We start from the raw sequence: 24,410 nt of genomic DNA, 5'->3' as shown, positions 1-24,410 counted from the left end.
GCCCGGTAGGCGGCGCTGCCGGGGTCGGGTTCGCCCCCCGGCAGCGCCGCCTCCGTGTCTTCCCGGGCCGCCCCCGCGCGGACACGGCCGCGACGCGCGGGCCGGGGCGAACGCTGGGATGCTGGGAGGTGAGGCGCCGCGCGTGACGCGGCCGACGGTGGGTGGTGAGCGCCATGGCCATCGACGACGTCCCGGAGCGGGACACCCCCGGACTCCCCGGTGTCGATCCCCGGGGGGACCCGTTCCTGCGGACCCGGTACGCCATCCCCCCGAGACCGGTCACGTTCCTGCGCCGGGAGCGTCTGGTCCGTCATCTCGACGGTGCCCTCGCCACACCTCTGACGATCGTCAACGGGGCGGCGGGAGCCGGCAAGACCCTGCTCGTCGCGGACTGGGCGGCCGGCCTCGGCCGTCCCGTGGCCTGGTTCACCACCGACGCGCCGAATCTGCGTCCCGGCGTGTTCTGGGCGTACGTACTGCGGGCCCTGCACACCGCCGGGGTGCCGGGCCCCGCGGCGGTGGGCTGTCCCGCCGACCCGAGCCGGGTGGACGAGGTGCTGCTGAACCGGCTGGCCGCCGAACTGAGCGGCCCGGCGGCGGCGCGGCGGCCGGCGGTCCTCGTGCTCGACGAGTTCGACCGGGTCGCCGCGCCGGAGACGGCCGCCCAGCTGGACTTCGTCCTGCGGCACGCGGGAGGGGGCCTGCGTCTGGTCGTGGTGTCCCGTACGGAACCGCTGCTGCCGCTGCACCGCTACCGGGCCGCCGGGGAGCTGACGGAGATCCGGGACGCGGAACTGGCGTTCACCGCGCGGGAGGCCGGCGAACTCCTCGACCGGCACGGACTGTCCCTGCCCGTGCCCGTCGCGAACGCCCTCGTGGACCGTACCCGGGGGTGGGCCGCCGGGCTGCGGCTGTGCGCGCTGGCCGCGCGGGAGAGCCCCGACCCGGAGACGTATCTGAAGGAGTTCGAGGCCGGGCAGAGCACGGTGGCCGACTTCCTGCTGGCCGAGGTGCTGAACATCCAGCCGCCCGACACGCAGGACCTGCTGCTGCGGGTCAGCGTCCTGGAGCGGTTCTGCCCCGACCTCGCGAACGCGCTGACGGGGCGCTCCGACGCCGGGCCCGTACTGCACTCCCTGCACCACCGCAACGCCTTCGTGCAGCACCTCGGGCACTCCTGGTACGGCCTGCACCCGTTGTTCGCGGAGATCCTGCGGGCCCATCTGGCGATGCGACACCCCGGTCTGGCACCGGAACTGCACCGGCGGGCCGCGCACTGGCTGAAGGACGCGGGATTCCTGCCGGAGACGCTCGTCCACGGTGCCGCCGCCGGTGACTGGGACTTCGCCGCCTGCACCCTGGTCTCCGATCTGGCCATCGGCCAGTTGTTCACCGGGCTGCGCTCGGCCGGTCTGGACGACCTGTTCTCCCGTATGACGCCCGACGCGACGGGCCCCGCGCCGGAACTCGTCCGGGCGGCCCGCGACCTCGCCCGCGGCGACCTGGACCGGGGACCGGCCCATCTGGAGCGCGCCGAAAAGCAGTTGGCCGAGGGGGCCGCGGACCCGGCGGCGGCGCGGCTGTGCTGGGCGCTGCTGGAGGTGCTGGCGGCCCGGCTGACGGGGTCCTCGGCGCGTGCGGAGCGGGCCGCCCGGCTGGCCGGGGAGCTGCGCGGTGCCGTACCCGCCGACCTGCTGGACCGGCATCCCGAACTCACCGCGCTGCTGCTGACCCATCTGGGCTCGGCCCGGCTGTGGGCGGGCCGCTTCGAGGACGCCCGGACGGCCCTGACCGCGGCCGCCACCGGGCCCGAGGGGGCGTCGACCGCGCTGCCCAGGGAGGACGCCCTGGCCCAACTCGCGCTGATCGACCAGCTCAACGGCTGGCCCGGCCGGGCGGAGCACAAGGCGTCCCAGGCCCTGGCCGAGACCGCGCGGTACAGCCTTCCCGGCCCTCCCGGCACCGGCATGGAGCGGCTGGTGCTGGCGGCGGTGGCGGTGGACCGCGACGAGCTGGACCGGGCACAGGAACTGCTCGACGAGGCGGTCACCCCCGCGGAGGGGGACGTCTCGCACGACCCGGTCGCGCTGGCGGGGCGGGCCGTCGCCACGGCCCGGCTGCTGCTGGCCCGCGGTGATGCGCGCGCCGCCGTCCGGGCGGCCCGGCCGGACGTCACCGCCGAGGTGCCCTCCCCCTGGGTGCGGGGCCACGCGGCGCTGGCGGAGGCCGCCGCGCACCTGGCCGAGGGACGGCCGGAGGAAGCCGCCGAGGCGCTCCACGAGGTGCCCCTCGACCAGCCGGCCTGTGTCGTGGAGGCCGCCAGGATGCAGCTCGCCGCGGGCCGTCCCGGTGCGGCGGCCGAACTCCTCGACGCGCTGCGCGACGCGGGCCGGACCGGCCCCGGCGTGTCCGTGCGGGCCGCCCTGGTACGGGCCCGGAGCGGTCATCTGGCGGGGGACCCGGCCACCGCCCGCCGGTGGCTCGCCGCGGCGCTGCGCGGCGCCCGGCACGGGCATCTGCGCCGCCCCTTCGTGGACGCCGGGCCGTGGATCGCACCGCTGCTGGACACGGACCCGCTGCGGGGACTGGCCGCGGGCTGGCTCGTCACCGGCTCCGCCGACGTGCCGCCGTCCGCCGTACCGCCCGTGGTGGAGGAGCTGAGCGGCCGGGAACGGGACGTGCTGCGGCGGCTGGCGCGGATGATGACGACCGAGGAGATCGCCGCCGACCTGTATGTGTCGGTCAACACGGTGAAGACCCACCTCAAGAGCGTCTACCGGAAGCTCGACGTCAATCGCCGCGCCGACGCCGTACGCCGGGCCCGCGACCTGCGGCTGCTGTGAGCACGGCCGCCCCGCGCGGACCGCTCACCGCCCCGCTCACCTGCCACGGGTGAGGGCGGGCCGGCCGGGAGGGGTGGACGATCGCAAGGGTGGCAGCACCTCTGCCGCCGCTCCCGAGCCGTGGGAGGAGGGGCGCATGCACTACGAGATCCGCGTCGACGGACACATGTCGGACACGCTGACCGAGACCTTCCCCGAGCTGGACCATGTCGTGATGCGGGGCCAGACCGTGCTGTTCGGCCAGGTCGTCGACGAGGCACACCTGTACGGACTCCTGGCCCGCCTGCGCTCCCTGGGCCTCCGCGTGGTCGAGATGCGCCCGACCCCCCGCTGACCCCTACAGCGCGTCGAACGGCGGCACGATACGGACCACGATGATCAGCGGGTCACGTGGCGCCACCAGGAAGTAGAACCAGCCGCCGGCGGCATCCATGCGCCTCAGACCGCCCGGTCGAGGGCCGTTGCCGATGTCGCTGAGGTCGATGCCCATGCCGGCAAGGTCGACGAGCTGGTCGGTCAGGCGTTCCACTTCGGCCACGACGTGAACGGGGATGCCGGCCACCACGTGGTCGTGGTCGGGGGCGTATTCCCAGCGCCAGCCCGTGCTCACCGGGCCGGGAGACCGACGGCCGCGTGGGCTGTGTCCAGGATTCGGCCGATCTCAGAAGCGGCCTGCCGTGCCTGAGCCGCGTCGCCGGACTCGACGGTGTCTTCCCAGCGTCGGAGGTCTGCTGCCAGCTCGGGCCAACGCTGGACATGGACATAGACGGCCCACTGGCCGATGAACCGCTGGAGCGGCGCCAGGTCGCAACCCTGCCGGGACTGGTCAGCCGCCTGGTCCAACTCCCGGGTGAAGGCCGGCAGTGCTGCGGGCGCGATCTGGCTGACCGCCTGGCGCAACGCGGCAACCGTGGCAGGCGGCTGGGGGATGAGTGGTTGCCCGGCGGCGAAGGTGGTCACGGCTGCTCCCATGGGCACGATTCTGATCCCGGGCGTCAGCGTATCGGGCATGAGCGCTTTCTCACCGCTCGAACGGGTGAGGGAGAAGCGATTCTTCGACGCGTCCGTGACGTCTGAGGTGGGTATGGCGCCGGTCGGGCGTACCCACCCCCCATTCACGCACACGACCGCACGCGCGTCAGAGGCTCTCGGCGGTGAGCCTCCCGGAGCGTACGGCGGCCCGGAGTTCCTCGAAGTCCCGCTCGTTGCGGTCGGCGTAGGCCTGGGCGAAGTCGGGGAGGGCTTGGTCGAAACGGTCGCTCGTGCCCAGGTAGGCGGCGATCGCGAGGGGGTCGCCGGAGCGGGCGTGGGCGCGGGCCAGGCTGCCTCCGCACCAGCCCCCGAAGAGGGCGAGCGTCCGGGCGTCCATGGTCTCCGGACGCACGATGCCCTTCCAGTCCCGCAGCTGGCGCACGTAGAAGTCCCGTTCCCTGTCGTCCAGGCCCCGCACGTGGGTCCAGCCCAGGAAGATGTCGCTGCTCGTCTGGATCAGGCGCTGCCCGGTCACCACGCGGCGGCCCTGGTTGTCGAAGCGTTCGCCGCCCGTGTGCGGCGCGAGCACCGACTCCTGCGCCTCCTTGGCCTGGAGCAGCAGCGGATCGTCGTCGTCCCGGCCGAGCAGGAGCAGGATCCAGCAGCGGGTGCCGACGCTGCCGACGCCGACCACCTTGCGGGCCGTGTCCACGAGCCGGTACCGGCGCAGCAGATGCCGGCGCTCGGAGGACAGGGTGTCCGCGTATCCCGCGAAGACGGAGCGCAGTTCGCTCTCCTCGTCGCGTCCGGGCGCGTCGGCCAGCAGGTCGCGCAGCGGGGTGATCAGGGGCGGGTCCGGGGTGATCCGCCGGCCCTCGGGGGTGAGCCGGGTGAGCCGGTCGACGGCCTGGAGGTAGGTGTGGGCGCGGGCCCGCTCGGCGGCCCGTTCGGTACGGCGCCGGACGGACCGGTCGAGGGAGGAGGCGAGGAGTTCCCGCATCCGGTCGACGTCGTCCTGGGCGTACCAGATGTCCAGGGTGCGCATGCCGGCGAAGTTCCGCATCCGTTCGCGGTACGCCCGTACGCAGGCGATCACCGCCTTGTTCTGCTCCCGCGCGGAGAAGCCGTTGGCGCGGCCGGCGATGACGAGACTGGCGGCGAGCCGTTTGACGTCCCATTCGAAGGGGCCGGGAAAGGTCTCGTCGAAGTCGTTGATGTCGAAGACGAGATGCCGTTCCGGCGAGGCCAGCAGCCGGAAGTTCAGCAGATGCGCGTCGCCGCACAGCTGCACCTCCAGCCCGCTGTGCGGCAGCGTCGCGAGGTCGGCGGCCATGATCGCGGCGGCGCCCCGGTAGAAGCGGAACGGCGACTCCAGCATGCGCCCGTACCGGATCGGGACCAGTTCGGGCACCCGCGTGGCCGACTGCCGCACGAGCACGTCGACCGGGTCGAAGCGGTCGGGGCCGGGGGCGAACAGGCCGTGCGCCGAGCGTGCGACGCGTTTGCGGGCCGTCCGGCCCCGCTCGGTCCGTTCGGCCGGTGAGAGGGCCGCGGCGACGGCGCTCGGTGCGGTCATGGTCCGCCCTCCTGGCTTCGGCGTACGTCCGCTCTCCAGCGCACCGCACTCCGTACCCGGCCGGGATCACCCGTCGGGGGTGAGGCGGCACGGTCGTCGCCGTGGGCAGCCTGGAACCGGCGCGCATCCCCGCGCCGGACGGAGGAGAGCCATGAGCCCCGCGACGTACCTCGCGTACGACTACCCCCTGCTCGGAGCCTTCTGGACCATGCTGCTGCTGTTCCTGTGGGTCATGTGGTTCGTGCTGCTGTTCCGGGTCGTCGTCGACATCTTCCGGGACGACTCGCTGAGCGGCTGGGCCAAGACCGGCTGGATGGTCTTCGTCATCGTGCTGCCCTTCGTCGGCGTGTTCGTCTACGTCATCGCCCGCGGCAAGAACATGGGCCGGCGGGAGATCTCGCAGGCCCGCGCGCAGCAGGAGGCGTTCGACAGCTACATCCGGGAGACCGCGGCGAGCCACGGCACGCAGACCGGCACCGCCGAAGAGCTGCACCGGCTGTCCGAGATCCGCTCGCGCGGCGACCTCACCGACGAGGAGTTCGACCGGGCCAAGGAACTGGTGCTGAGCGGCCACGGCTCCGGGCACGCCCGCTGACCCGCACCGGACCCGCACCGACGCCCCGGACCCCGACCGCACACGACGGAATGAGGTGGCGACATGGCTACACACGCTCCGCACGCACACGCACGCACACACACCCCGTCCGCGAAACACCAGGTGGCAGGCGGAATGACCGTCTTCGGCGGCGTCATGCTGCTGCTCGCGGGGATCCTCGGCATCGTCCGGGGAATCTCCGCGATCGCGCAGGACGACGTCTTCGTCACCACGCAGAACTACGTCTTCAAGTTCGATCTCACGTCCTGGGGCTGGATCCATCTGATCCTGGGTGCGGTCGCCGTACTCATCAGCATGGGGCTCTTCCGGGCCAGGACCTGGGCGCGGGTGGCCGGGGTGGCGATCGGTGGGCTCATCATGATCGCCAACTTCATGTCGCTGCCGTACTACCCGGTCTGGTCGGTCGTGCTGATCGGCCTGTCCGGCTTCATGATCTGGGCCCTGTGCCTGGTACGTCCCGGCGACACCTGAGGCGGCTGCTCGCCCGGAGCGTGCCGGGCAGCGCTCGGCCCCGGCCGCCGCAAGACGTCCGTCGTGCGGCGGCCGGGGCCGGTCCGGGTCAGCTGGGGTCGGTCTCGATGACGGCGACGCGGTCGCCGGTGCTCAGCAGCGCGGGGCGCAGGGCACCGATCACGTCCTCGACGGTGACCGGGGTCTTCTCCCCGTTGCCGCGGGTGATCAGCACGCCGTCGAAGGTGTCGCCGTAGAGCTCCTCGAGCGCCTTCCGGTCGTAGAACTCGACCAGCTTGCCGTCCTGCGCCTTGACGCCGAGGAACTTCCAGAGCGATTTCTCCGGGCTGAAGGCAATGGTGTGCGCGGCGTCGGTCTGGACCGTGACCAGGTCGGACATCGCCGGCTCGGCGAACTCCTTCATCATCCGGTCGACCTCGGCCTTGGAGATCGTGGGCTCCTGCGTGGTGGTCGGGACCTTCACCGGGGACGAGGAACCGGTCTCCACCTGGGTCCGGTACGCCGCCTCGACCGCGTCGGTCGACTTGTCGACGTCGATGCCCGCGCCGGGCTTGCCGTAGACGGCGACGGCCTTGCCGGACTCGAACGTGATCGTGCCGTCGTTGCCGGAGCCGCCGCCCGCGGCCTCCAGGGCGGCGTGCAGCTTCTCCTCGTCGACGGGGATGACGGGGTCGACGACGCGGCTGTTGCCGAAGAGCGAGCCGATCACGGAGACCGGGTTGTAGTCGCTCTTCGCCGCGGCGCCGACGGTGGCGTCGGTGTCGAGCTGCAGTCCGGCGTTGTCCGGCTGCAGTTCGACGGTCTTGTCGCCGACGGTCAGCTCGAGCGGCTTGTTCAACCGGTCGGCGAGGGCCTTGTCGAGCGTCTTCACGGCCTCGTCGCGGGTGCCGCCGCCGATGTCGACGCCGAGCACGGTGGTGCCCTTGGGCACGTCGGAGTGGTTCATCAGCAGGCCGGCGCCGTAGGCGACCCCGATGAGGAGGACCACGCCGCCGCCGATCAGGGCGAGCTTGTTGCGCCCCTTCTTCTTCGGCTGCTTCGAGGACGTCGCCGGGGGCGGGGTCGGGGTGCCCTGTTCGGGGAACCTGGAGGGCGTGAGCGGGCCGCGGCCACCGGCGGGGGTGTCCGCGTCGAAGGCCGCGCTCGCCGGGACTACCGGGGCGCTCCTGGTGCCGGTGTACCCGGAGAAGTCGTCGTGGCGGGCGCCGTAGCCCGGGGCGTCCGGGTCGGGGGCGTGGATCTGCGGGGTGAGGCTCGCGGTGTCGTCGCTCAGCCCGTGGCCGGGACCGCCCGCGCCGTGGGGGCCGCTGCCGCGCGGCGGGATCATCGGCCCCTGGCCGGTGACCGGGCCGGTCGTGGGGCCCTCGGGACCGCCCTGGTACAGCGCCGACCTGGTCTGACCGGTCTGACCGGGCGGCCCGAACGGACCGGACGGGCTGGAGGGGCCGGACGCACCGGGCTGCTCGGGAGGGCCGGGGCGCCCGGCCTGGCCGCCGCCGGCCAGCGCCTCGGTCACGTCGAAGGAACCGGTGCCGCCGCCGTGCCCGGGGGCCACCGGGCCGCCGGTCACGCCGGAGAGCCCGCCGGCCTTGCCGGCCCCGGCTGCGGAACCGTTCGTCCCGGCGGGGCCGCCGGGACCACCGGGCCGGGCGCCGCTCGTCACACTCATGCCGCCGACCACGCCGGCCGGACGGCCACCCGGCCGCGCACCACCGGGCGCACCGGCGCCGGAAGCACCGGAGGGGCCGCCCGCGGGCGCCGCGGAACCCGAACCGCTCGGCGCACCCGCCCCGTTGCCGGAGCCGCCGCCCGTACCGCCCTTGCCCGCGCCGGACTTGCGGGGCGCGAACCAGTCGCTGGTCGGCTTCTCCGCCGGGGCCGACTGCCGCGGAACCAGCTGCCCCGAGCCGCCGGACGGCGCGCCCGGAGCCGCCACCGCGGGCGGCTCGACGGAACCGGGGCCGGTGCCCGCACCGGTGCCCGCAGGCCCGGGTGAACCGGGCGCCGACGCCTGCCCCTCGGCACGGGTGTCGGACTCGTTGCCGCCGTCGCCCGTGCCCTCGCCGTCCGTGACGGGCTTGCGCACGACGACCGGCGGAATGGGCCTCGATCCGGGGATGTTGATCCGGATTCTGGTCGTCAGGGTGGTCTCGGTCTTGCGTTCGTCCGGACGCCGTTCGCCCGACCGCGCGGCCGGACGGCCCGCGGCCGTCGCCTCGTCCGGAACCGCCGGAATCCCGTAGGGCGGAGTGCCCGACGGGTACGCGGCTCCGCCGCGCCCGTTGGGCCCGGTGGACGGAGTGTCAGTTTCACGACTCAAGGCAGGTTCTCCCGGTTGGCTCCGCCGCCCGTCACGACCTCACGGTGGGATCCTCCCCTGTTCGACCCGAGCCGAGAGTGCGGGGAGGCTCAGCGGCGCGCGCACCACCATACTGGCCGCGTCCGGCCCGTTTCTCAGGACCGCCGGGGAAACCCGCACGGGACCCGCACGCGCGTACCGCGGCGAAGTGGTACGTCACTTCCCAAGTCGGACGGTGCGGCCGTTCGGTTGCCGCACCGGCGCGAGGGTGGCACAGATCACAGCGACGACGATGCCGCCGAGCAGGAAGAGATAGGAGCCGGCTCCCGCGGCGAACAGGAAGTCACCTTCCGGGCGGCTGGCGGTGAGCAGGAGGACGACGATCACCCAGCCACCGGCGGCCGACGCGGCCCCGGCCCGGCTGCGGAGGGCGAGGCCCGCACCGAGACAGAGCCCGGCCTCGCCCGCGAGGGCGAGCAGCAGCCCGCCCGGGAACCAGGCGGGCTGCACCAGCGCCCCGGCCGCACCGACCACGGCACCGAGGACGAACAGCCCCACGCAGGCGGCGAGCCGCCCGGCGGAGGGCAGTCGCAGCGGCTGGGCCAGCACCGAGACGGGCCGGCCCTGGTCGCTCCGGTCGCTCCGGTCGCTCCGGTCGCTCCGGTCGCTCACGACGCCTCCCCCGCCCCGACTCCGGTGTCCACTCCCGCGAACAGGTCGCTCTCCCTGCCGACGGAACGTTCTCCGCGCACCAACTCGTAGTACTCGGTGGTGAACAGCGGCTGCGCGAGTTCGTTGGAGAGCACGAAGTACGGCTCGGCCACCGTGATCTGGGTGGCGTGCGCCCGCATCGCGGCGGCCTTGGCGGCGGCGTACGCCGTGCCGTCGACCTCGGCGGTGACGTGCACGTCGGAGACGACACCGGGTACGTCACCGATGCTGCCCGCCTTGTCGAACGGCAGCCCGGCCAGTTCCTCCTCCAGACGCGCGAAGGCCGCCTCGGCGACGGAGCGGGGCACCCGGTTCCAGTACACCTTGGGAACGTCCCACCCGTCCCGCCCGTCCTCCGGGGTCGCTGCGGCCAGCTGGACGGCGCGCATGGCGACGCGGTGCGCCTGGATGTGGTCGGGGTGCCCGTAGCCGCCGCGCTCGTCGTACGTGACGAGCACCTGGGGCCGGACCTCGCGGATCACCTCGGCGAGCAGACCGGCGGCCTGGTCGACGTCGGCCTGCCAGAAGCACCCGGGGTCGTCGTTGTCGGGCAGTCCCATCATCCCGGAGTCGCTGTAGCGCCCGGCGCCGCCGAGCAGCCGGAAGTCGTCGACACCGAGCGCGCGCATCGCCTCGGCCAGCTCACCCATCCGGTGCTGTCCGAGGGCGGCACCGCTCAGGTGGGCCAGCCCGGGCGGAATGACCTCGCCGCGCTCACCGAGCGTGCAGGTGACCAGCGTCACGTGCACACCCTCGGCGGCGTACCGGGCCATGGTGGCGCCGTTGTTGATCGACTCGTCGTCCGGATGAGCGTGCACGAGCATCATCCGCCGAGCGAAGCGAGATGGGGGTCCCCCCGGCCGGAGGCTGGGGGAGGGCAGTTCCGTCATGGGGTCAGCCTACGAGTCGCCCGGCGGCCCCGTGGGCACGGCGCCGTCCCACCCACCTCCGGGTTCCGCCCCTTCCTCACCGAACGCCACACCACGGCCCGCGTCCCCTGCCCGGAACACCCGGACAGCGCGCCCGACGCGCCACGGGCACGATTCCCTGCCTCAATGGTTCTCCCGGCCCCGCAAGGACGGGCCGACACTCCCCTCCAAGGAGTCCTCTCGGATGAAACCCATCGCCGCACTTGCCGGGAAAGCCGCCCTCGTGGCCGTGATCGGGCTGTTCGCCGGCACCGTCAGCGGCTGCTCGAACGGCAACGGTGGCTCTCCCTCGTACCCGACGCGGTCCGCATCCACCGGCGCCTCCCCGTCGGCGTCGGGTACGGCGGCAGCCGCAGGAACCGTGGCCGGTGCCTCCTCCCCCCTGGGCACCATCCTCGTCGACGGCCAGGGCCGCACCCTTTACCTCTTCAAGGCCGACACCTCCACCAAGTCCACCTGCACCGGTACCTGCGCCGCCGCGTGGCCGCCCATGACCGTGACCGGCACACCGGCCGCCAAGAAGGGCGCGAAGGCGGATCTGCTGGGGACCACCGACCGGAACGGTGGCGAGAAGCAGATCACGTACAACGGGCACCCCCTGTACTACTTCGAGGGCGACACGAAAGCCGGCGACATGAACGGTCAGGGCTCCACCGCCTTCGGCGCCGCCTGGTACGTACTCGACCTGTCCGGCAACAGCGTCACCGGTTGAGGCCGAGCAGACCCGTGGCGGGCACTGAGCCGCGCTCCCGCCCGGCAGGGGCGGCCGGATCTGCTCGGCGCCGTGAAGAGGGCCCGGAGTACGTACCATCGGCCCCCGTCGTCCAGGCGGCCTTTGGCATCAGTACGGCAGTCGCGGCAGCGGCCGGGGCCCGGCACGGGGATGACGTCCCGCCGGGTGGTGCGGGGGTCTTCGCGGTCCCGACGCTGCGGGGCGGATACGGAGGTCCTGTTGAAAAGCGTGAGCACTCGGCGGCCAAATGTCAGGCAAGCGCTCAAACGAGCGACATCGGGACATACGAAGCAGCCGTCACCCTCGCACCACTCCTGATGCCGGCGTGACACTTCGACGGCAACTTCTAGCAGCCCGCTTCGACGCCGCTGTTCACGAACGAGTCGGCATTGATCGAGTAGCCGGCCCCGGCGGTGAGGTCGGGGCGGCTTCCGTGGCCGTCCTCCGCGAGGCCCTCGGCGGTGAGGAAGACGATCTGCAGGGACATTTCCTCCTTGACGAAGCACAGGTCGTCGGACAAGGCTTCGGGGTCCGGATTCCATCCGTCCCGTACCGCTGCCGCCCGGTAGTGTGCGGCCACTTCGGCCTGCGTTCCGGGGAAGGCGTATGTCCGGTTGGCGTACACCGAGACATCGCCGCTGTCCGCCCAGCAGCCGGCGTCGACCTCCTCGAAGCCCCGGGCGACAGTGGCCTCGACGGGCCGGGAGTCGAGGATGTCGAGCGCAGCCATCTCCTTCACCCGGTCGTCGGTCCCCCCGCAGTCCCTGGCGAGTTCCTGCAGCGCGCAGCCGGTGAGCGTTCCGGCCGCGAGCACGGTCGACAGGAGCAGGGATATCGGGCGAGTGGCACCTGTCCGTAAAGACAAAGCGGGCTCCAGGCTGAAGGCCGGGGCGGAGGGGATCCGCCGGGCAAGGTGGCCGGGCCGTGCCGCTCCGGAGCGGCACGGCCCGGTTCTACCAGGAAGCCGCCATCCTCGCATCGCTCCTGAGGTGACCGTGACACGTTGACGACACCTCCCAGTGGCGGGTGAGGTGCCCGCGCCGAGTCCGCGTAGTGAATGACGGTCTTCTCGCCGAAGACGCCTGTCCTGTTGATCTCGAATATGCCCGGGACGGCATCGGTGTCGTCCATCGACTGAACGGCGTCCCGCACGGCCCGGTGGACGCGGGAGGCGCCCTGACACGCGCTCATGCCGGCCGGCCTCCTTGCGTTCGGTTCCGGCATCGCGGCGGTAGGTGGGGGCCCGGGGCGGGGACGACGTCCCGACGTCGCGGGGCGCGTCCGACGTTTCCAGGCTGTGGCCGAGGCTTGCCGCGCGCTCCTCGCCGGTGAGACGGTCACCCTCGACAGCCCTGAGGTACGGACCCACCAGGCGCGGCTCACCCCCCGGCCCGGTCCAGCACCAGGTGCCCTTCACCTTCGGGGGCGGCAACACGGCCCTGTTGCGCTGGGCCGGGGCGCATGCGGACGTCGTGGGGCTGAGCGGGCTGGGACGCACCCTGCCGGACGGGCACACGCATGAGGTGCGCCGGAACGGCGCGGACATCGACCGCCAGGTCGATCTCGTCGAGCAGGGAGCCGCGGGCCGGGTCGACGCCCCGGCCCGCGAAGCTCTTGTCCAGATGGTGGAGGTCACTGATGACGCCGAGGCCGCGTCGCAGTGAAATCGCCCGGCGACTTCACTGCGACGCGGCCTCGGTGCTCGCCTCTCCCTACGCGTGGATCGGCACGGTGCAGGAGATCAGAGCCGCCCCGGCCGGCCATGAGCGGCGCTGGGGCATTACCCGCTATGTCGTCCGCGGGGCTCACTTGGAGGCGGTCGACCAAGTGCGCGCGCACGTGTCATCCGCTGCCCGGTGAGGCCGGGCCCCGGAGCGGAGTGAAGACCCGGCGCGGGTGAGCCGGCCGCCACTCGCGCACTGCGGCCTCCTGAACGGCCTCGGTACTGGTGGGCTCGCGTATTCGACTGTCGCCGGTTCACCAGGGAACCCACCCTGTCAATGACCGTGTGTGGTCACCGGAGGCATGCCGGCTCCGGGCTCCACCGAACTCGGAGACGACCCTCCCGAGGGTTACTTCACGTCGACGTAGTCCGCCGCGGAGGCGATCGCCGGGGTGGTGGACGTGCCTGCGAAGGAGTAGCGGAAGTAGCCGTCCGCCGTGGCCTTCGTCGTCGTCCTCAGGTTGCCCTTGCTGTCCGTCGTGACGGTCTTGAGGGTCTTGTAGGTGCTGGTGCCCTTCTTCTTGAACTGGAGCTTCACCGGCTGCTTGGTGTAGCCGGCGTACTTGTAGGTCTCCCAGTTGGCGCGGGTCAGCTTGCCCGTGACGGTGATCGTCTTGTTCTTCTTCACCGGTTCCGGCGAGGCGTCGACCGTCAGCCTGGAGTTGCGCAGGACCTTCGCCTTGGCGGCGGAATCCTTGGTGAGGTAGTCACCGTCGTTGGCCAGGACGTGGGCTCTCACGGTCCAGGTCCCGGCCAGGGTGTTGTCCTGGAGTTGGATGCGCGGGTTGATTTTCAGCGTGTAGGTGCAGGTGGTCGTGGTGAAGCTCTGGCGCACGCACTTGCCCGCGACGTCCTCGGGGCCCACGAGACCGTAATAGTCGCCGTTCGGGAGGGGCGTGCGCCACATGACCGGGAAGGTGTTTCCGGTCTCGATGCCCGAGTCGTCCGTGGCGGTCACCGCGATGGTGAACGTCTTCACGTCCGTGGTCCCCAGGACGATGTCCTTCCCTCCGTTGACGACCACCTTCGTGATCCTGATGTCGCCCGAGAAGACATCCGCCTGGGCGGTCGCCGGAATCGTGAGCGCGGACAGGGCGAGGGCCCCGGCGAAGCCCGCCACGGTGGTGCGGTGATGCATGAAGGCGTTTCCCCCATGTTCCAGCGCCTCGGGAACGTCCCGAGGCGCAGCTGACGATGCCCACCCGGTACGCGGGTGACACGAACATGACCATCAGGTCGCGGGAATGGTTGCCCAGCGATCACACGGCTGCCAGGACGAGCGCGGGGCTCACGCCCTCTCCCGGCCCCGGAGTGTTCCGGCCTCAGTCCACTGGTGGGCTCGCCTCATCCTGAGGCAGCTGAAGGTCGGTTCGGCAGTCGCGGCAGCGGTCGGGGCCCGGTACCGGGGCGCGGAAGCCGCGGTCGCAGCCGTCGCAGTTGCGCATCTCGTACCGGCCGGGCGAGGGCTCGGCCGGTGCGCGGAAGGGCGGCGGGGGCGGGAGCTGGGCCGTGAGGCGGTGGGCCAGGAGGGCGGCCGGGCGGCGTACGCCCTCGGGCGGCAGGTCGGCGGTCAGGGCGTGGCGTACGGCGGCGGGCGTGACGTCCCGCTCCAGCCAGGCGGCGACGCCGGGGGCCAGGTGGGCCGTGTCGCAGGCGGAGAGGAACAGCCGGGGGTCGTGGCGGTGGAGGCCGGCGAGGAGGTCGGTGGCGGCCCGGAGGAGCGCGGGGGCGGGATACCCGGGGCCGGGTACGGCAGGGAGCTGCCTGCGGGGCGCCCGTGTCTCACGTGCCGCGCGCGACGACTCCCGCTCCTCGCACGCCTCCTGCCGCTCCCGCTGTTGCGGTTCCGCCACCGGACAGGCTGGGGTCCCGGCGGGATGGCGGGCTGCCGCCGGCTGATTGCAGGAGGTGGTGCGGGTGACGATCCGGCCGGAGGGGGTGCGTACGCGCTCGCGGCGCAGGTAGCCGTGGGCCTCCAGCTCGCGCAGGGCGGCGGCGATACGGGTGGCCCCCTCGGGGAACCGGGCGGAGAGGGTCTTGATGTCGGCCGGCGCGCCCTTCGGCAGCGACTGGAGGTGCGCGCCGAGCCCGATGGCGAGCAGCGAGAGCTCCCGGTGCTGGGCCAGGTGGTTGCCGATGACCGTGAAGCGGGTGGTGTGACGGGTGTTGTCGTGCTGGAGCCCGCCGGTGCGGTGGCCCCGGTTCGGGTGCTTGTTGCCCGCGATACGGGCCTGGGCGCGCTGGTGCGCGCTAGGGTTCTGGGTACCCATCGGGAAGCCTCTGTCTTCCTCGGTGGTCAGGCCCTCGCACTGGGATTGCAGTCCCGGCGGGGGCCGTCGCATGTCTGCTGGTGTCCTGCGCTGAGCGTCGGTCCTCGAAGGCCCGGAAATCCAGCCGAACCGGAGATGTTCACCCGCCCGAGTGAGTGTGAGCCACGGGCGGGAGGGGTGGGGCTTGGTGGGGTTCTTTCCCCCGACGTTCTTTGTCTTTTCAGCCGTCGATGCCACCGGAACACGTGGGGGCGGGTTCCGGTGGCGTCAGGCCCAGTTCGGCCCATACGGTTTTCCGCGGGAACCGCCCCTCGACCACTCCCCAGCGGTCGGCCAGCGCCTCGACGAGCAGCAGCCCACGCCCCGACTCGACACCGGCATCGGGCACTTGGAGCGCGGGAAGCCGGTCGCCCCGCGCATCGGTGACCTCGATGCGGAGCGTGGTGCCGACCACGTAGAGCGTGAGGCGGAAGCTGCGGCCGGGGAGGCGGCCGTGGGTGGCCGCGTTGGCCGCCAGCTCCGCTACGACATGGCTCGCCGCCTCCTGCGGAAGTCCCCAGTCCCGGAGCGCGTCCGCCGCGAGCAGACGGGCGAGGCGGGCACCGCGCGGGGTGGACGACAGCAGCACGGTGAAGTCGCGGATTCCGCTGTCGGGTTGAGATCCGGTCTCGGCAATTTCCTGATTCACGTCACTCAGCGTGGCCGACCGGACGTACCGTGACGAGTAATCACGGCGCTGCGTAGGGTGACCGTCCACGGCTTGTCCGGCCCTGTCCGAACTGTCGACGCGGCCCCCACCCGCACGTCGTGACGGTACTGCGCGGCACGACGGAGGAGCGCGACATGTCGGTGAACGGCGAGGCGGTGCGGGTCACGACCGAGACGGACCAGACGGACGAACCGGGGTGGGAGGTCGACCCGGACGACGACTGGGCACTCGCGGTGGTGGCCACCGTGGGACGGCAGTTGAGGCTCCGCCGGGAGGCGGCGGGCATGCGGGTCGGCGACTTCGCGGTGGCGGTCGGTTACGGTGACGACCTCGTCTACAAGATCGAGAGCGGCAAACGCATCCCCCGGCCCGAGTACCTGGACACGGCGGACGAGCTGTTCAACGCCGGTGGCCTCATCTCGGCGATGAAGGAGGACGTGAAGAAGGTCCGGTACCCGAAGAAGGTGCGGGACTTGGCGCAGATGGAGGGGCGGGCGGTTGAAATCGGCCTGTACGTCTGCCACAGCATCAGCGGGCTCCTTCAGACGGCCGACCACGCCCGAGCTGCCTTCGAATCACGGCAACCCGCTTACTCACGGGACGAAATCGAACGGATGGTGGCTGCCCGTGTGGCCCGACAGTCCATCTTCGAGAAAGACCCAGCACCCACACTCAGCTTCGTCCTGGAGGAGGCTCCGCTCCGACGTCCACTCGGAGGCACAATGGTGTGGCGGAGCCAGCTCGAACACCTGCTTGAGGTAGGCAGGTTGCGTTGCGTGACGCTTCAGGTGATGCCGACGCACTGTGAGGTGCATCCAGGCCTGGATGGAAAGATCGAATTGCTGAAGTTCGAGGACGGTTCAGCAGTGGCACGCTGCGAGGGAGCGTTCAACGGCCGCCCGATCTCGGACACTCGGCAACTCCGCATTGCCGAACTGCGGTATGGCACCATCCGAGCGCAGGCTCTCCCGCCTCGGGAGTCGCTGGCCTTCATCGAAGAACTGTTGGGAGAAACATGATCCGCAAGGTCTCCGGCCAGAGCGCTTCGGGCCTCGCATGGTTCAAGAGCAGCTACAGCGACGGCAACGAGGGCGACTCCTGCGTCGAAGTGGCAGGAAATTGGTTCAAGAGCAGTTACAGCAGCAGTGAAGGCGCCTCGTGCGTAGAGATCGCCACTGAGCCCGGCACCGTCCACGTCCGTGACTCCAAGGACGTGGAGGGCGGCCGGCTGGCCTTCGCCCCCGCCGCGTGGGCCGACTTCGTGCCGTACGCGGTCGAGGGCTGACGGCGGCTCCTGCTCGGCCTCGGCCTCCGGTACGTTCACGCCCCGCCGACCCTCAGCCCTCGTCCGTCCCGGGGCCGCCAAGCTTACGGAGCGGGGTGCGGCGATTCAGGGGGACGGGAGAGACGGGGCGGGGGACTTCGGTCATCCGCACTGAGGGCGGTGGGCGCGGGAGGGCGTCGGCGCGGTTCGATCGCGGTCCGGGGCGACGAGGTCAGTTGGTATTCAGCGGAAGGTTGACGCTGTCGCAAACCTGTCCGCTGACCACGTCAACACGCCATATGTCCGTTGTCGCGCCCTCCGACTCCGATTCGACCGCCTGTTCTTCTTCGCGCGTCGTCACATTCACGAGCCACTGAGGTTCCTCAACGAAACGATCTCGTGAGGTGACTCGGCCCAGGGGATCCCGCGAGCCGCGATGAGTCCGGCGGTCGTACCGTCGAACCCGTCACCGAGGAGGACTTCTGATGCGCAGCGTGACCTATTCGATGAGCGTCTCACTCGACGGCTACGTCGTCGGGCCGGACGGCGGCTTCGACTGGACGGCGCCCGACGAGGAGGTCTTTCGCTTCTGGATCGACGAGATTCGAGAGGTCGGCGTCCACCTGCTGGGACGACGGCTGTACGAGACGATGCTGTACTGGGAGACCGCCGACCAGAATCCCTCGCTCGGCGACTCGCAGCTCGAGTGGGCCGCCCTCTGGAAGCCGCTGCCGAAGGTGGTGTTCTCCACCACGCTGTCGGCGGTGCGGGGCCATGCCCGCCTGGCCTCCGGCGGCCTGGCGGAGGAGATCGAGCGGTTGCGGGCCGAGCCGGGGGAGGGCGACATCGCGATCGGCGGCGCGACCCTCGCCGCCGAGGCGGCCGCGTCGGGTCTGATCGACGAGTACCGGGCCATGGTCTACCCGGTGCTGGTGGGCGGCGGCATCCCGTTCTTCCCCCAACGCGAGCGCCGGGTGGATCTCGAACTGGTCGAGACCCGCACCTTCAGCTCGAGAGTCGTCCACCTCCGCTACCGCGTGGCTCGTTAGCCGGCTCGTCCGCCGAGCCCTGGGAAGAACGGGCCAGTCAGTGACGTCTTCTCAGTGAAGATCACTTCCAGTGTCTGTTGAGGACGAGGGCGGCGCGGGTGACGTCGCCGATTCTGCTTGGGCTGAGGGTGGACCACCCCGGGTTCGATGGAGATCTCAGATGGTGGCTGTGATCTGGGGTTTCGTGGTTGCTCGGTAGTGGTTGGCTTCGTATTCGGCGGGCGGGACGTGGCCTGTCTCACTGTGAAGCCGGCGGTGGTTGTACCAGTCGACCCACCCGGCGGTGGCGAGCTCGACGTGTGAGAGCGTCTTCCAGGGCCTCTGCGGTTTGATGACCTCGGTTTTGTACCGGCCGATCGTCGACTCCTTGCGGGCGTTGTCGTAGGCGTCGCAGGTCGGGGACGGTGGTGCTGCCCGGCGGGCGTGAGGTCGAGTGACGGTGCATCGGATCTTGCCGGGGGCGGTCGGCTGCTCGTGCGGGCGGTTTTCCGCAACCGCCCGGCGGGACGGCGGCCTCGGCGTGGCGATGCCGGGACACTCGCCCGCGCCCCCGGGGACGACACACCGCCCCAAAACCGTGAGCACTTCGGCCACCACTGTCCCGATCCTGCCCGTTTGAGCGCTTAAGTGACAGATGCCCGCCGACTGCTCACGCTTTTCGGCACGGCATCCGTCTCCGGCCCCGCAGCCTCGGAACCGCGGAGATCCCCCGCACCACCCGCAGGGACACCATCGGTCGGCCGCTCGCGACCCCAGGCGGCCAGCGGCTGGAGTGCGTCGTTGAGGCGCTTGCCGTCCTCGGTCAGTGAGTACTCGACGCGGGGCGGCACCTCGTCGTAGGAGACGCGGTGCACGACGCCGTCCGCCTCCAGCTCACGCAGGTGAGAGGCCAGCACCTTCTCGGTGATCCCCGGCAGCAGTCGACGCAGCTCGCCGAAGCGACGGCAGGGGTGCTCGTGGAGCGCCCAGAGGATCAGCACCTTCCACTTGCCGCCGATCACCTCCATCGCGGTGTCGATCCCGCAGACGTGTCCGTCCGGTCCGCCCGGCCGGTTCAGCGTCGTCATGCCCCACCCCTTTGACGTGCTCGCTCACCCCGGGGTAACCACCCACTCCCAAGTGCGTACTTGATCACCCCCGGACCTGCGACCAGCCTAATCGGCATGGCACAGAACACCGTTGAGAAGACTCCCGTCACACTGCTGGGCCTCGGCGCGATGGGTACCGCGCTGGCCCGCACCTGGCTTGCCGCCGGCCACCCCCTCACCGTCTGGAACCGCACCCCGGCCCGCGCCGCGGCACTCACCACCGAGGGTGCAAAAGTCGCGGACACCGCCGCTGAGGCGGTCGCAGCGAACACCCTGATCGTTGTTTGTCTGTTGGACGACACCTCGGTCGACGAGGTGCTGGACGGCACCGACCTGGCCGGCCGGGACCTGGTCAACCTGACCACCGGAACCCCTGCCCAGGCCCGCGCACGCGCCGAGTGGGCCCGCGAGCGCGGTGCCCGCTACCTGGACGGCGGGATCATGGCCGTCCCTCCGATGATCGGCGTCCCGGAAGCCGGCGGCTACGTCTTCTACAGCGGCTCGCCAGAGCTGTTCGAGCGGCACCAGGAGACCCTGGCCGTCCCGGTCGGCACCACCTACGTCGGCGAGGACGCGGGCTTCGCGGCCCTGCACGACGTGGCCCTGCTCAGCGCCATGTACGGGATGTTCGCCGGGGCCGCGCACGCCTTCGCCCTGATCCGCAAGGAGGACATCGACCCCGCGGCACTCGCCCCGCTGCTCGCCGACTGGCTCGCCACGATGGCCCCGGCGGTTCACCAGACCGCCGACCGGTTGCGCAGCGGCGACTACACCAAGGGCGTCGTCTCCGACCTCGCCATGCAGGTGGCCGGTACGCCGACCTTCCTGGACACCGCCGAGCAGCAGGGTGTCAGCCCGGAACTGCTCAGCCCCTACTTCGCGTTGATGCGCCGTCGCCTGGCCGAGAGCAGCGGCGAGGAGGACCTGACGGGCGTGATCGACCTGCTGGTGCGCTGAACCGGTTCAGGGCCTGTCCGGCGGATCGTGCCTGGGACCCGGTGGTCCGGCATGTCCCTCTGCGGCGTCGTCGTCAGGTGAGAGAGGAGAATGAGCGGCATGGCCATGGTGAAGGGCATCGACGCCCGCGGCATGCAGCACTGCGAGACGACGGCGCTGGGCGTGCTGCTGCGGCATGAGGGGATCGACCTGTCCGAGCCCATGTTGTTCGGGCTCGGCTCCGGGCTGTCCTTCGTCTACTGGGACAGCAAGGCCATGGGTTTTCCCTTCCTGGGAGGCCGGGTCAAGCCGTTCGAACTCACCAGGAACCTGGCCGCCGCCCTCGGGCTCGAGCTGCTGGTCGAGGAGACCACCTCCCCGCGCAAGGCATGGCGGAACGTGGCGGCGCCCCTCGACGCCGGCCGGCCGGTCGGCCTGCAACTCGACAGCTACCACCTGGACTACTTCAGCACCAAGGTGCACTTCGGCGGGCACGTCGTGGCCATGTACGGCTACGACGAACAGAACGCCTACCTGGTGGACACCGACCAGCAGGGCGGAGCCGTCTCCACCGGCCTCGCCGGCCTGGCCAGAGCCAGGGCCGCGCGCGGCCCCATGACCGCCAGGCACCGCTCCTTCACCCTCACCGCGCCCAGCGGCCCGACGTCACCGCGAGACCGGATCATCCCCGCGATCAAGTCCTGTGCCGACGCCTTCCTGAACCCGCCCATCGCGAACCTGGGCCACCGGGGCATCGAGAAGGCCGCCGGGCGGGTGCCGAAGTGGCTGCAGCGCAGCGACGACCCGCGGGAGGACCTGCCACGGACCGCCGTCCTCATGGAGAGGGCCGGCACCGGCGGCGCCCTGTTCCGCACTCTCTACCGGGACTTCCTCGCCGAGTGTGCCCAGTTGATCGACAGCAGCCACCTGCGCACCGGCCACACCCTGTATGCCGAGGCCGCCGTCCTCTGGACGCAGGTGGCCGCACTCGTCGCGGCAGCGGGCGAATCCGGCGACGCGGAGAACCTCGTACGGGCCGGCTCCGTCCTCCACGACCTCTCGCGCATCGAACGCGAGGCGATGCGGGCACTCAGCCTGCTCTAGGCCCTGTCCGGCGGGTCATGCGCGGAGCCGGAGCCGGCACGCTGTGGTCAGGCCCGTGACCGCGGGCGCTCCCCGTTGAAGCGGGTGAGCCGGGCGACGCCGAACCACAGCAGTACGGCGGTGGCGAGCAGTACGAAGGCGGCGCAGTTCGCGATGGTCGGGTTGACCCAGGCCGGGACCAGGTCGTAGTGCGCGTTGCACTTGTTGCTCAGCGGGAACAACTCGCTGAACGCCCCGGGGTGAGCCTCCAGGTAGGCGCTGTCGTAAGTCTGATGGTGGGCGTACGCGCATGTTTCGCCGACGTCGAGTCCGCCGCTGAACACTCCCCGGAGCCAGGCCACGAAGCCGACGAAGAGCGAGACGGACCACAGACGCGCCCACCACAGCGGGCGTTGCCACGCTCCGTCCCGCAGGCCAGACGGGAGACGGATGAGGTTCCACAGGTTCCACAGCAGCCACACGCCAAGGAGCGCTGCGACGGCGAGAACCGCGGCTTCTTCCATGCCGCAGTTCTAGCCCATGGGTCGGGACGGAACGTACGCACACCGCTCCGCAGGAGCCAATACCCCTGCGGGGGAGCGGACTTGGGACCGCGCCCCCAGCCGGCGAGGTCAGAAGCTGATGCTGCCGATCATCCCCGCGATGTTGGTCGTCAACTCACTGATCGTGGGCGCGATCGTCGACGACGCCATGTAGAAGCCGAGGAGCATGCAGACGACCGCATGCCCGGTCTTGAGGCCCGACTTCTTGATCAGCAGGAAGACGATGATCGCCAGCAGCACCACCGCCGAAATCGAGAGTGCCACGGCGGTTCACCTCCAAGGACCCCAGGACTCGGGGGGTAGGAATATGGGGGCAGAGATACATCCACACAGCAGCCAGCAGGTTCATACCCACTATGCGCGAACGATCATAACTATCCGTACGTGCGCATCGGTCGGCGCACGGCCGCACAAGGGGGCGCATGGCCAATATGGTCATGGCATGACGACCGATGCTGACTCCTTCCCCCGACGGCACGCCCGCACCCAGCGGTTCACACTCGGCGCGCCGCGTGCGTTCACCGTGGCACCCGACGGTTCCCGGGTGGCGTTCCTGCGCTCGGGTTCCGGTACGGACCGGGCGAATTCGCTGTGGGTGCTCGACCCGGAGGGCGGTGGGGAGCGCGTGGCGGCCGACCCGCGGGCCCTCCTGGGCGGCGCCTCGGAGCACCTGTCGGCCGAGGAGCGCGCCCGGCGCGAGCGCAGCCGTGAGGGAGGCGCCGGCATCGTCGGCTACGCCACCGACGCGGCCGTGGAGTTGGCCTCTTTCGCCTTGTCAGGGCGGCTTTTCACGGCCGAGCTGCAGGCCGGGACGGCACGCGAACTGCCCACTCCCGGGCCGGTGCTCGACCCCCGGCCGTCGCCCGACGGACGCCACATCGCCTACGTGGCGCAGGGTGCGCTGCGGGTCGTCGGGGCGGAGGGGGAGGACGACCGGGCGCTGGCGACCCCCGAGGCGGACCACGTCACCTACGGTCTGGCGGAGTTCATCGCGGCCGAGGAGATGCACCGGCTGCGGGGCTTCTGGTGGGCGCCCGATTCGGACCGGCTGCTGGTGGCGCGCGCGGACGACACGCCGGTGGAGCGGTGGTGGATCTCCGATCCGGCGCATCCGGAGCGGGAGCCGCAGCGGGTGGCGTACCCGGCGGCGGGCACCGCGAACGCGGAGGTGCGGCTGTTCGTGATCGGGCTGGACGGGGTGCGTTCGGACGTCGCGTGGGACCGGGAGCGGTATCCGTACCTGGCGCATGTGCACTGGTCAGCGGCGGGCGCGCCGCTGCTGCTCGTACAGGCGCGCGACCAGCGCGGTCAGCTGGTCCTGGCGGTGGACCCGGATTCCGGGGAGACCCGGATGGTGCACGCCGACGAAGATCCGAATTGGCTTGAACTTTTCCCCGGGGTGCCCTGCTGGAGTCCGTCCGGGCAGCTGGTGCGGATCGCGGACGAGGGGGGCGCACGACGACTTGTCGTGGGCGAACGACCGCTCACCGGAGGGCAGTTGCACGTCCGGGCCGTTCTGGACGTCTCCGACGACGAAGTGCTGGTCTCGGCGTCGGCGGGTGAGGAGGCGGCCGATCCGGAGATCGGCGAGGTGCACGTCTACCGGGTGAACGAGCTCGGCGTGGAGCGCGTCTCGCAGGAGCCCGGCGTGCACTCCGCCGTACGTGCCGGGGGCGTCACCGTGCTCGTCTCCGCGACACCGGATCGGCCAGGTTCCCGGGCGGTGGTCCTGCGTGACGGGAAACCGACGGCGACTGTCCCCTCGTACGCCGAAGACCCCGGTATGTCCCCTCGGGTGACCCTCACCCAGGGGGGCGCACGCCGAATCCCGTGCGCCGTGCTTATGCCCCGGGACTACTCCGGTGACGCTCCGCTCCCCGTCCTCATGGACCCCTACGGCGGCCCGCACGGCCAACGCGTGGTGGCCGCGCACAACCCCCATCTGACCTCGCAGTGGTTCGCCGACCAGGGCTTCGCGGTGGTCGTCGCCGACGGCCGCGGCACCCCCGGCCGCTCCCCGGCCTGGGAGAAGGCGGTCCACCACGACTTCACGCTCACCCTGGACGACCAGATCGAGGCGCTCCAGGACCTCGCCGCGTCCCACCCCCTCGACCTCTCCCGGGTGGCCGTCCGCGGCTGGTCCTACGGCGGTTACCTCGCGGCGCTGGCGGTGCTCCGCCGCCCCGACGTCTTCCACGCCGGCATCGCGGGCGCCCCGGTGACGGACTGGACGCTGTACGACACGCACTACACGGAGCGGTACCTGGGCGACCCGGCCGCACGCCCGGAGACGTACGCGAACAGCTCGCTGGTCACCGCCGAGGGCCTCTCCTCCCCCGCCGACCGGCACCGCCCGCTGATGATCGTGCACGGCCTGGCCGACGACAACGTGGTCGTCGCCCACTCCCTGCGCCTGTCCTCCGCCCTCCTCGCCACCGGCCGCCCCCACGAGGTCCTCCCCCTGTCGGGCGTCACCCACATCACCCCCCAGGAACAGGTCGCGGAGAACCTCCTCCTGCTCCAGGTCGACTTCCTCAAACGCTCACTGGGGCTCGAGGGCTGAGCACAGCGGGCC

Annotated in this window: 26 protein-coding genes; 12 read left to right on the top strand and 14 right to left on the bottom strand. The window is 71.5% G+C overall.

Features of this window, described 5'->3' with window-relative positions; genetic code table 11:
* Positions 1-173: 173 nt before the first annotated feature.
* On the top strand, positions 174-2,843 hold the full coding sequence (locus ACVW19_RS22245; RefSeq protein ID WP_457461178.1) for a LuxR C-terminal-related transcriptional regulator: 2,670 nt from the start codon (positions 174-176) through the stop codon (positions 2,841-2,843).
* 136 nt (positions 2,844-2,979) lie between these two features.
* Entirely contained in the window at positions 2,980-3,177 is a 198-nt protein-coding gene (locus tag ACVW19_RS22240; protein WP_457461176.1) for a hypothetical protein, read from the top strand.
* Between the two features lie 3 nt (positions 3,178-3,180).
* Here ACVW19_RS22240 and ACVW19_RS22235 read toward each other — a convergent pair whose 3' ends face one another.
* The 3 genes from ACVW19_RS22235 to ACVW19_RS22225 form a co-directional block, all read right to left on the bottom strand.
* Complete coding sequence (locus ACVW19_RS22235; protein ID WP_457461174.1) at positions 3,181-3,453, bottom strand: hypothetical protein; 273 nt, start codon at positions 3,451-3,453, stop codon at positions 3,181-3,183.
* Entirely contained in the window at positions 3,450-3,803 is a 354-nt protein-coding gene (locus ACVW19_RS22230) for a DUF6247 family protein (protein WP_457464725.1), read from the bottom strand. Before ACVW19_RS22230 ends, ACVW19_RS22235 begins: the two co-directional genes overlap by 4 nt.
* 178 nt (positions 3,804-3,981) lie before the next feature.
* Positions 3,982-5,391, bottom strand: coding sequence for a DUF2252 domain-containing protein (locus tag ACVW19_RS22225; RefSeq protein ID WP_457461173.1), 1,410 nt, complete (start codon positions 5,389-5,391; stop codon positions 3,982-3,984).
* A gap of 151 nt (positions 5,392-5,542) precedes the next feature.
* On the opposite strand from ACVW19_RS22225, the gene ACVW19_RS22220 reads away from it, so the two are divergent.
* Both ACVW19_RS22220 and ACVW19_RS22215 read left to right on the top strand, forming a co-directional pair.
* Positions 5,543-5,986 (top strand): PLDc N-terminal domain-containing protein, encoded by a 444-nt coding sequence (locus ACVW19_RS22220; RefSeq protein WP_457461171.1) that lies wholly within the window; start codon positions 5,543-5,545, stop codon positions 5,984-5,986.
* A 63-nt stretch (positions 5,987-6,049) separates the two neighbouring features.
* The gene (locus tag ACVW19_RS22215) at positions 6,050-6,478 is read left to right on the top strand and encodes a DUF7144 family membrane protein (protein WP_457461169.1); all 429 of its coding nucleotides are present in this window, start codon (positions 6,050-6,052) and stop codon (positions 6,476-6,478) included.
* An 88-nt stretch (positions 6,479-6,566) separates the two neighbouring features.
* Here ACVW19_RS22215 and ACVW19_RS22210 read toward each other — a convergent pair whose 3' ends face one another.
* From ACVW19_RS22210 to mshB, 3 genes are all read right to left on the bottom strand, one after another.
* Positions 6,567-8,798, bottom strand: a complete 2,232-nt coding sequence (locus ACVW19_RS22210) for a hypothetical protein (RefSeq protein WP_457461168.1) — start codon at positions 8,796-8,798, stop codon at positions 6,567-6,569.
* A 195-nt stretch (positions 8,799-8,993) separates the two neighbouring features.
* Positions 8,994-9,449: a DUF6113 family protein gene (locus ACVW19_RS22205; RefSeq protein WP_457461166.1), complete on the bottom strand. Its 456-nt coding sequence runs from the start codon at positions 9,447-9,449 to the stop codon at positions 8,994-8,996.
* Positions 9,446-10,378 carry an N-acetyl-1-D-myo-inositol-2-amino-2-deoxy-alpha-D-glucopyranoside deacetylase gene (gene mshB / locus ACVW19_RS22200; RefSeq protein ID WP_457461164.1) on the bottom strand — a complete coding sequence of 311 codons (933 nt, stop codon included), beginning with the start codon at positions 10,376-10,378 and terminating at the stop codon, positions 9,446-9,448. The genes ACVW19_RS22205 and mshB overlap by 4 nt, the downstream gene beginning before the upstream one ends.
* A gap of 223 nt (positions 10,379-10,601) precedes the next feature.
* Here mshB and ACVW19_RS22195 point away from each other — a divergent pair, with 223 nt between their 5' ends.
* On the top strand, positions 10,602-11,129 hold the full coding sequence (locus tag ACVW19_RS22195) for a COG4315 family predicted lipoprotein (RefSeq protein WP_457461162.1): 528 nt from the start codon (positions 10,602-10,604) through the stop codon (positions 11,127-11,129).
* A gap of 367 nt (positions 11,130-11,496) precedes the next feature.
* Here the strand turns inward: ACVW19_RS22195 and ACVW19_RS22190 are convergent, their stop codons facing one another.
* On the bottom strand, positions 11,497-11,964 hold the full coding sequence (locus ACVW19_RS22190; RefSeq protein WP_457461160.1) for a hypothetical protein: 468 nt from the start codon (positions 11,962-11,964) through the stop codon (positions 11,497-11,499).
* A 592-nt stretch (positions 11,965-12,556) separates the two neighbouring features.
* On the opposite strand from ACVW19_RS22190, the gene ACVW19_RS22185 reads away from it, so the two are divergent.
* Positions 12,557-12,814 (top strand): hypothetical protein, encoded by a 258-nt coding sequence (locus ACVW19_RS22185; RefSeq protein ID WP_457461158.1) that lies wholly within the window; start codon positions 12,557-12,559, stop codon positions 12,812-12,814.
* 408 nt (positions 12,815-13,222) lie between these two features.
* On the opposite strand, the gene ACVW19_RS22180 is transcribed toward ACVW19_RS22185, so the two are convergent.
* From ACVW19_RS22180 to ACVW19_RS22170, 3 genes are all read right to left on the bottom strand, one after another.
* On the bottom strand, positions 13,223-14,011 hold the full coding sequence (locus ACVW19_RS22180; RefSeq protein ID WP_457461155.1) for a calcium-binding protein: 789 nt from the start codon (positions 14,009-14,011) through the stop codon (positions 13,223-13,225).
* Between the two features lie 184 nt (positions 14,012-14,195).
* On the bottom strand, positions 14,196-15,143 hold the full coding sequence (locus tag ACVW19_RS22175; RefSeq protein ID WP_457461153.1) for a helix-turn-helix domain-containing protein: 948 nt from the start codon (positions 15,141-15,143) through the stop codon (positions 14,196-14,198).
* A gap of 220 nt (positions 15,144-15,363) precedes the next feature.
* Positions 15,364-15,831 (bottom strand): ATP-binding protein, encoded by a 468-nt coding sequence (locus tag ACVW19_RS22170; RefSeq protein WP_457461151.1) that lies wholly within the window; start codon positions 15,829-15,831, stop codon positions 15,364-15,366.
* A 155-nt stretch (positions 15,832-15,986) separates the two neighbouring features.
* On the opposite strand from ACVW19_RS22170, the gene ACVW19_RS22165 reads away from it, so the two are divergent.
* The 3 genes from ACVW19_RS22165 to ACVW19_RS22155 all read left to right on the top strand — a co-directional run bounded on the left by ACVW19_RS22165 (position 15,987) and on the right by ACVW19_RS22155 (position 18,165).
* A complete protein-coding gene (locus tag ACVW19_RS22165) occupies positions 15,987-16,871 on the top strand; it encodes a helix-turn-helix domain-containing protein (protein WP_457464723.1) in 885 nt (294 codons plus the stop codon).
* Complete coding sequence (locus ACVW19_RS22160; RefSeq protein ID WP_457461149.1) at positions 16,868-17,137, top strand: DUF397 domain-containing protein; 270 nt, start codon at positions 16,868-16,870, stop codon at positions 17,135-17,137. The genes ACVW19_RS22165 and ACVW19_RS22160 overlap by 4 nt, the downstream gene beginning before the upstream one ends.
* Before the next feature lie 464 nt (positions 17,138-17,601).
* Positions 17,602-18,165 (top strand): dihydrofolate reductase family protein, encoded by a 564-nt coding sequence (locus ACVW19_RS22155; RefSeq protein WP_457461147.1) that lies wholly within the window; start codon positions 17,602-17,604, stop codon positions 18,163-18,165.
* A gap of 156 nt (positions 18,166-18,321) precedes the next feature.
* On the opposite strand, the gene ACVW19_RS22150 is transcribed toward ACVW19_RS22155, so the two are convergent.
* Positions 18,322-18,759 (bottom strand): integrase core domain-containing protein, encoded by a 438-nt coding sequence (locus tag ACVW19_RS22150; RefSeq protein ID WP_457461145.1) that lies wholly within the window; start codon positions 18,757-18,759, stop codon positions 18,322-18,324.
* A gap of 29 nt (positions 18,760-18,788) precedes the next feature.
* On the bottom strand, positions 18,789-19,232 hold the full coding sequence (locus ACVW19_RS22145) for a winged helix-turn-helix transcriptional regulator (RefSeq protein ID WP_457461143.1): 444 nt from the start codon (positions 19,230-19,232) through the stop codon (positions 18,789-18,791).
* A 96-nt stretch (positions 19,233-19,328) separates the two neighbouring features.
* Between ACVW19_RS22145 and ACVW19_RS22140 the strand changes: the two genes are divergently transcribed.
* Both ACVW19_RS22140 and ACVW19_RS22135 read left to right on the top strand, forming a co-directional pair.
* Complete coding sequence (locus ACVW19_RS22140; protein WP_457461142.1) at positions 19,329-20,210, top strand: NAD(P)-dependent oxidoreductase; 882 nt, start codon at positions 19,329-19,331, stop codon at positions 20,208-20,210.
* 99 nt (positions 20,211-20,309) lie between these two features.
* Complete coding sequence (locus ACVW19_RS22135) at positions 20,310-21,293, top strand: BtrH N-terminal domain-containing protein (protein ID WP_457461140.1); 984 nt, start codon at positions 20,310-20,312, stop codon at positions 21,291-21,293.
* Between the two features lie 47 nt (positions 21,294-21,340).
* Here the strand turns inward: ACVW19_RS22135 and ACVW19_RS22130 are convergent, their stop codons facing one another.
* A complete protein-coding gene (locus tag ACVW19_RS22130; protein ID WP_457461139.1) occupies positions 21,341-21,796 on the bottom strand; it encodes a hypothetical protein in 456 nt (151 codons plus the stop codon).
* 108 nt (positions 21,797-21,904) lie between these two features.
* Positions 21,905-22,099, bottom strand: coding sequence for a hypothetical protein (locus ACVW19_RS22125; protein ID WP_109376839.1), 195 nt, complete (start codon positions 22,097-22,099; stop codon positions 21,905-21,907).
* Positions 22,100-22,277: 178 nt separating this feature from the next.
* Between ACVW19_RS22125 and ACVW19_RS22120 the strand changes: the two genes are divergently transcribed.
* Entirely contained in the window at positions 22,278-24,398 is a 2,121-nt protein-coding gene (locus tag ACVW19_RS22120; protein WP_457461138.1) for a prolyl oligopeptidase family serine peptidase, read from the top strand.
* Positions 24,399-24,410: the final 12 nt, after the last annotated feature.

The organism is Streptomyces sp. TE5632 (assembly GCF_054061295.1).
This window is presented reverse-complemented; position numbering and strand designations above follow the sequence as displayed.

What these genes read in the sequence shown, in the direction of transcription:
- ACVW19_RS22155 (WP_457461147.1), top strand. Translation starts at nt 17,602, where the DNA reads ATGCGCAGCGTGACCTATTCGATGAGCGTCTCACTCGACGGCTACGTC.
- ACVW19_RS22165 (WP_457464723.1), top strand. Translation starts at nt 15,987, where the DNA reads ATGTCGGTGAACGGCGAGGCGGTGCGGGTCACGACCGAGACGGACCAG.
- ACVW19_RS22245 (WP_457461178.1), top strand. Translation starts at nt 174, where the DNA reads ATGGCCATCGACGACGTCCCGGAGCGGGACACCCCCGGACTCCCCGGT.
- mshB (WP_457461164.1), bottom strand. Translation starts at nt 10,378, where the DNA reads ATGACGGAACTGCCCTCCCCCAGCCTCCGGCCGGGGGGACCCCCATCT.
- ACVW19_RS22140 (WP_457461142.1), top strand. Translation starts at nt 19,329, where the DNA reads ATGGCACAGAACACCGTTGAGAAGACTCCCGTCACACTGCTGGGCCTC.
- ACVW19_RS22225 (WP_457461173.1), bottom strand. Translation starts at nt 5,391, where the DNA reads ATGACCGCACCGAGCGCCGTCGCCGCGGCCCTCTCACCGGCCGAACGG.
- ACVW19_RS22215 (WP_457461169.1), top strand. Translation starts at nt 6,050, where the DNA reads ATGGCTACACACGCTCCGCACGCACACGCACGCACACACACCCCGTCC.
- ACVW19_RS22175 (WP_457461153.1), bottom strand. Translation starts at nt 15,143, where the DNA reads ATGGGTACCCAGAACCCTAGCGCGCACCAGCGCGCCCAGGCCCGTATC.
- ACVW19_RS22160 (WP_457461149.1), top strand. Translation starts at nt 16,868, where the DNA reads ATGATCCGCAAGGTCTCCGGCCAGAGCGCTTCGGGCCTCGCATGGTTC.
- ACVW19_RS22120 (WP_457461138.1), top strand. Translation starts at nt 22,278, where the DNA reads ATGACGACCGATGCTGACTCCTTCCCCCGACGGCACGCCCGCACCCAG.
- ACVW19_RS22135 (WP_457461140.1), top strand. Translation starts at nt 20,310, where the DNA reads ATGGCCATGGTGAAGGGCATCGACGCCCGCGGCATGCAGCACTGCGAG.
- ACVW19_RS22240 (WP_457461176.1), top strand. Translation starts at nt 2,980, where the DNA reads ATGCACTACGAGATCCGCGTCGACGGACACATGTCGGACACGCTGACC.
- ACVW19_RS22195 (WP_457461162.1), top strand. Translation starts at nt 10,602, where the DNA reads ATGAAACCCATCGCCGCACTTGCCGGGAAAGCCGCCCTCGTGGCCGTG.
- ACVW19_RS22180 (WP_457461155.1), bottom strand. Translation starts at nt 14,011, where the DNA reads ATGCATCACCGCACCACCGTGGCGGGCTTCGCCGGGGCCCTCGCCCTG.
- ACVW19_RS22145 (WP_457461143.1), bottom strand. Translation starts at nt 19,232, where the DNA reads ATGACGACGCTGAACCGGCCGGGCGGACCGGACGGACACGTCTGCGGG.
- ACVW19_RS22220 (WP_457461171.1), top strand. Translation starts at nt 5,543, where the DNA reads ATGAGCCCCGCGACGTACCTCGCGTACGACTACCCCCTGCTCGGAGCC.
- ACVW19_RS22130 (WP_457461139.1), bottom strand. Translation starts at nt 21,796, where the DNA reads ATGGAAGAAGCCGCGGTTCTCGCCGTCGCAGCGCTCCTTGGCGTGTGG.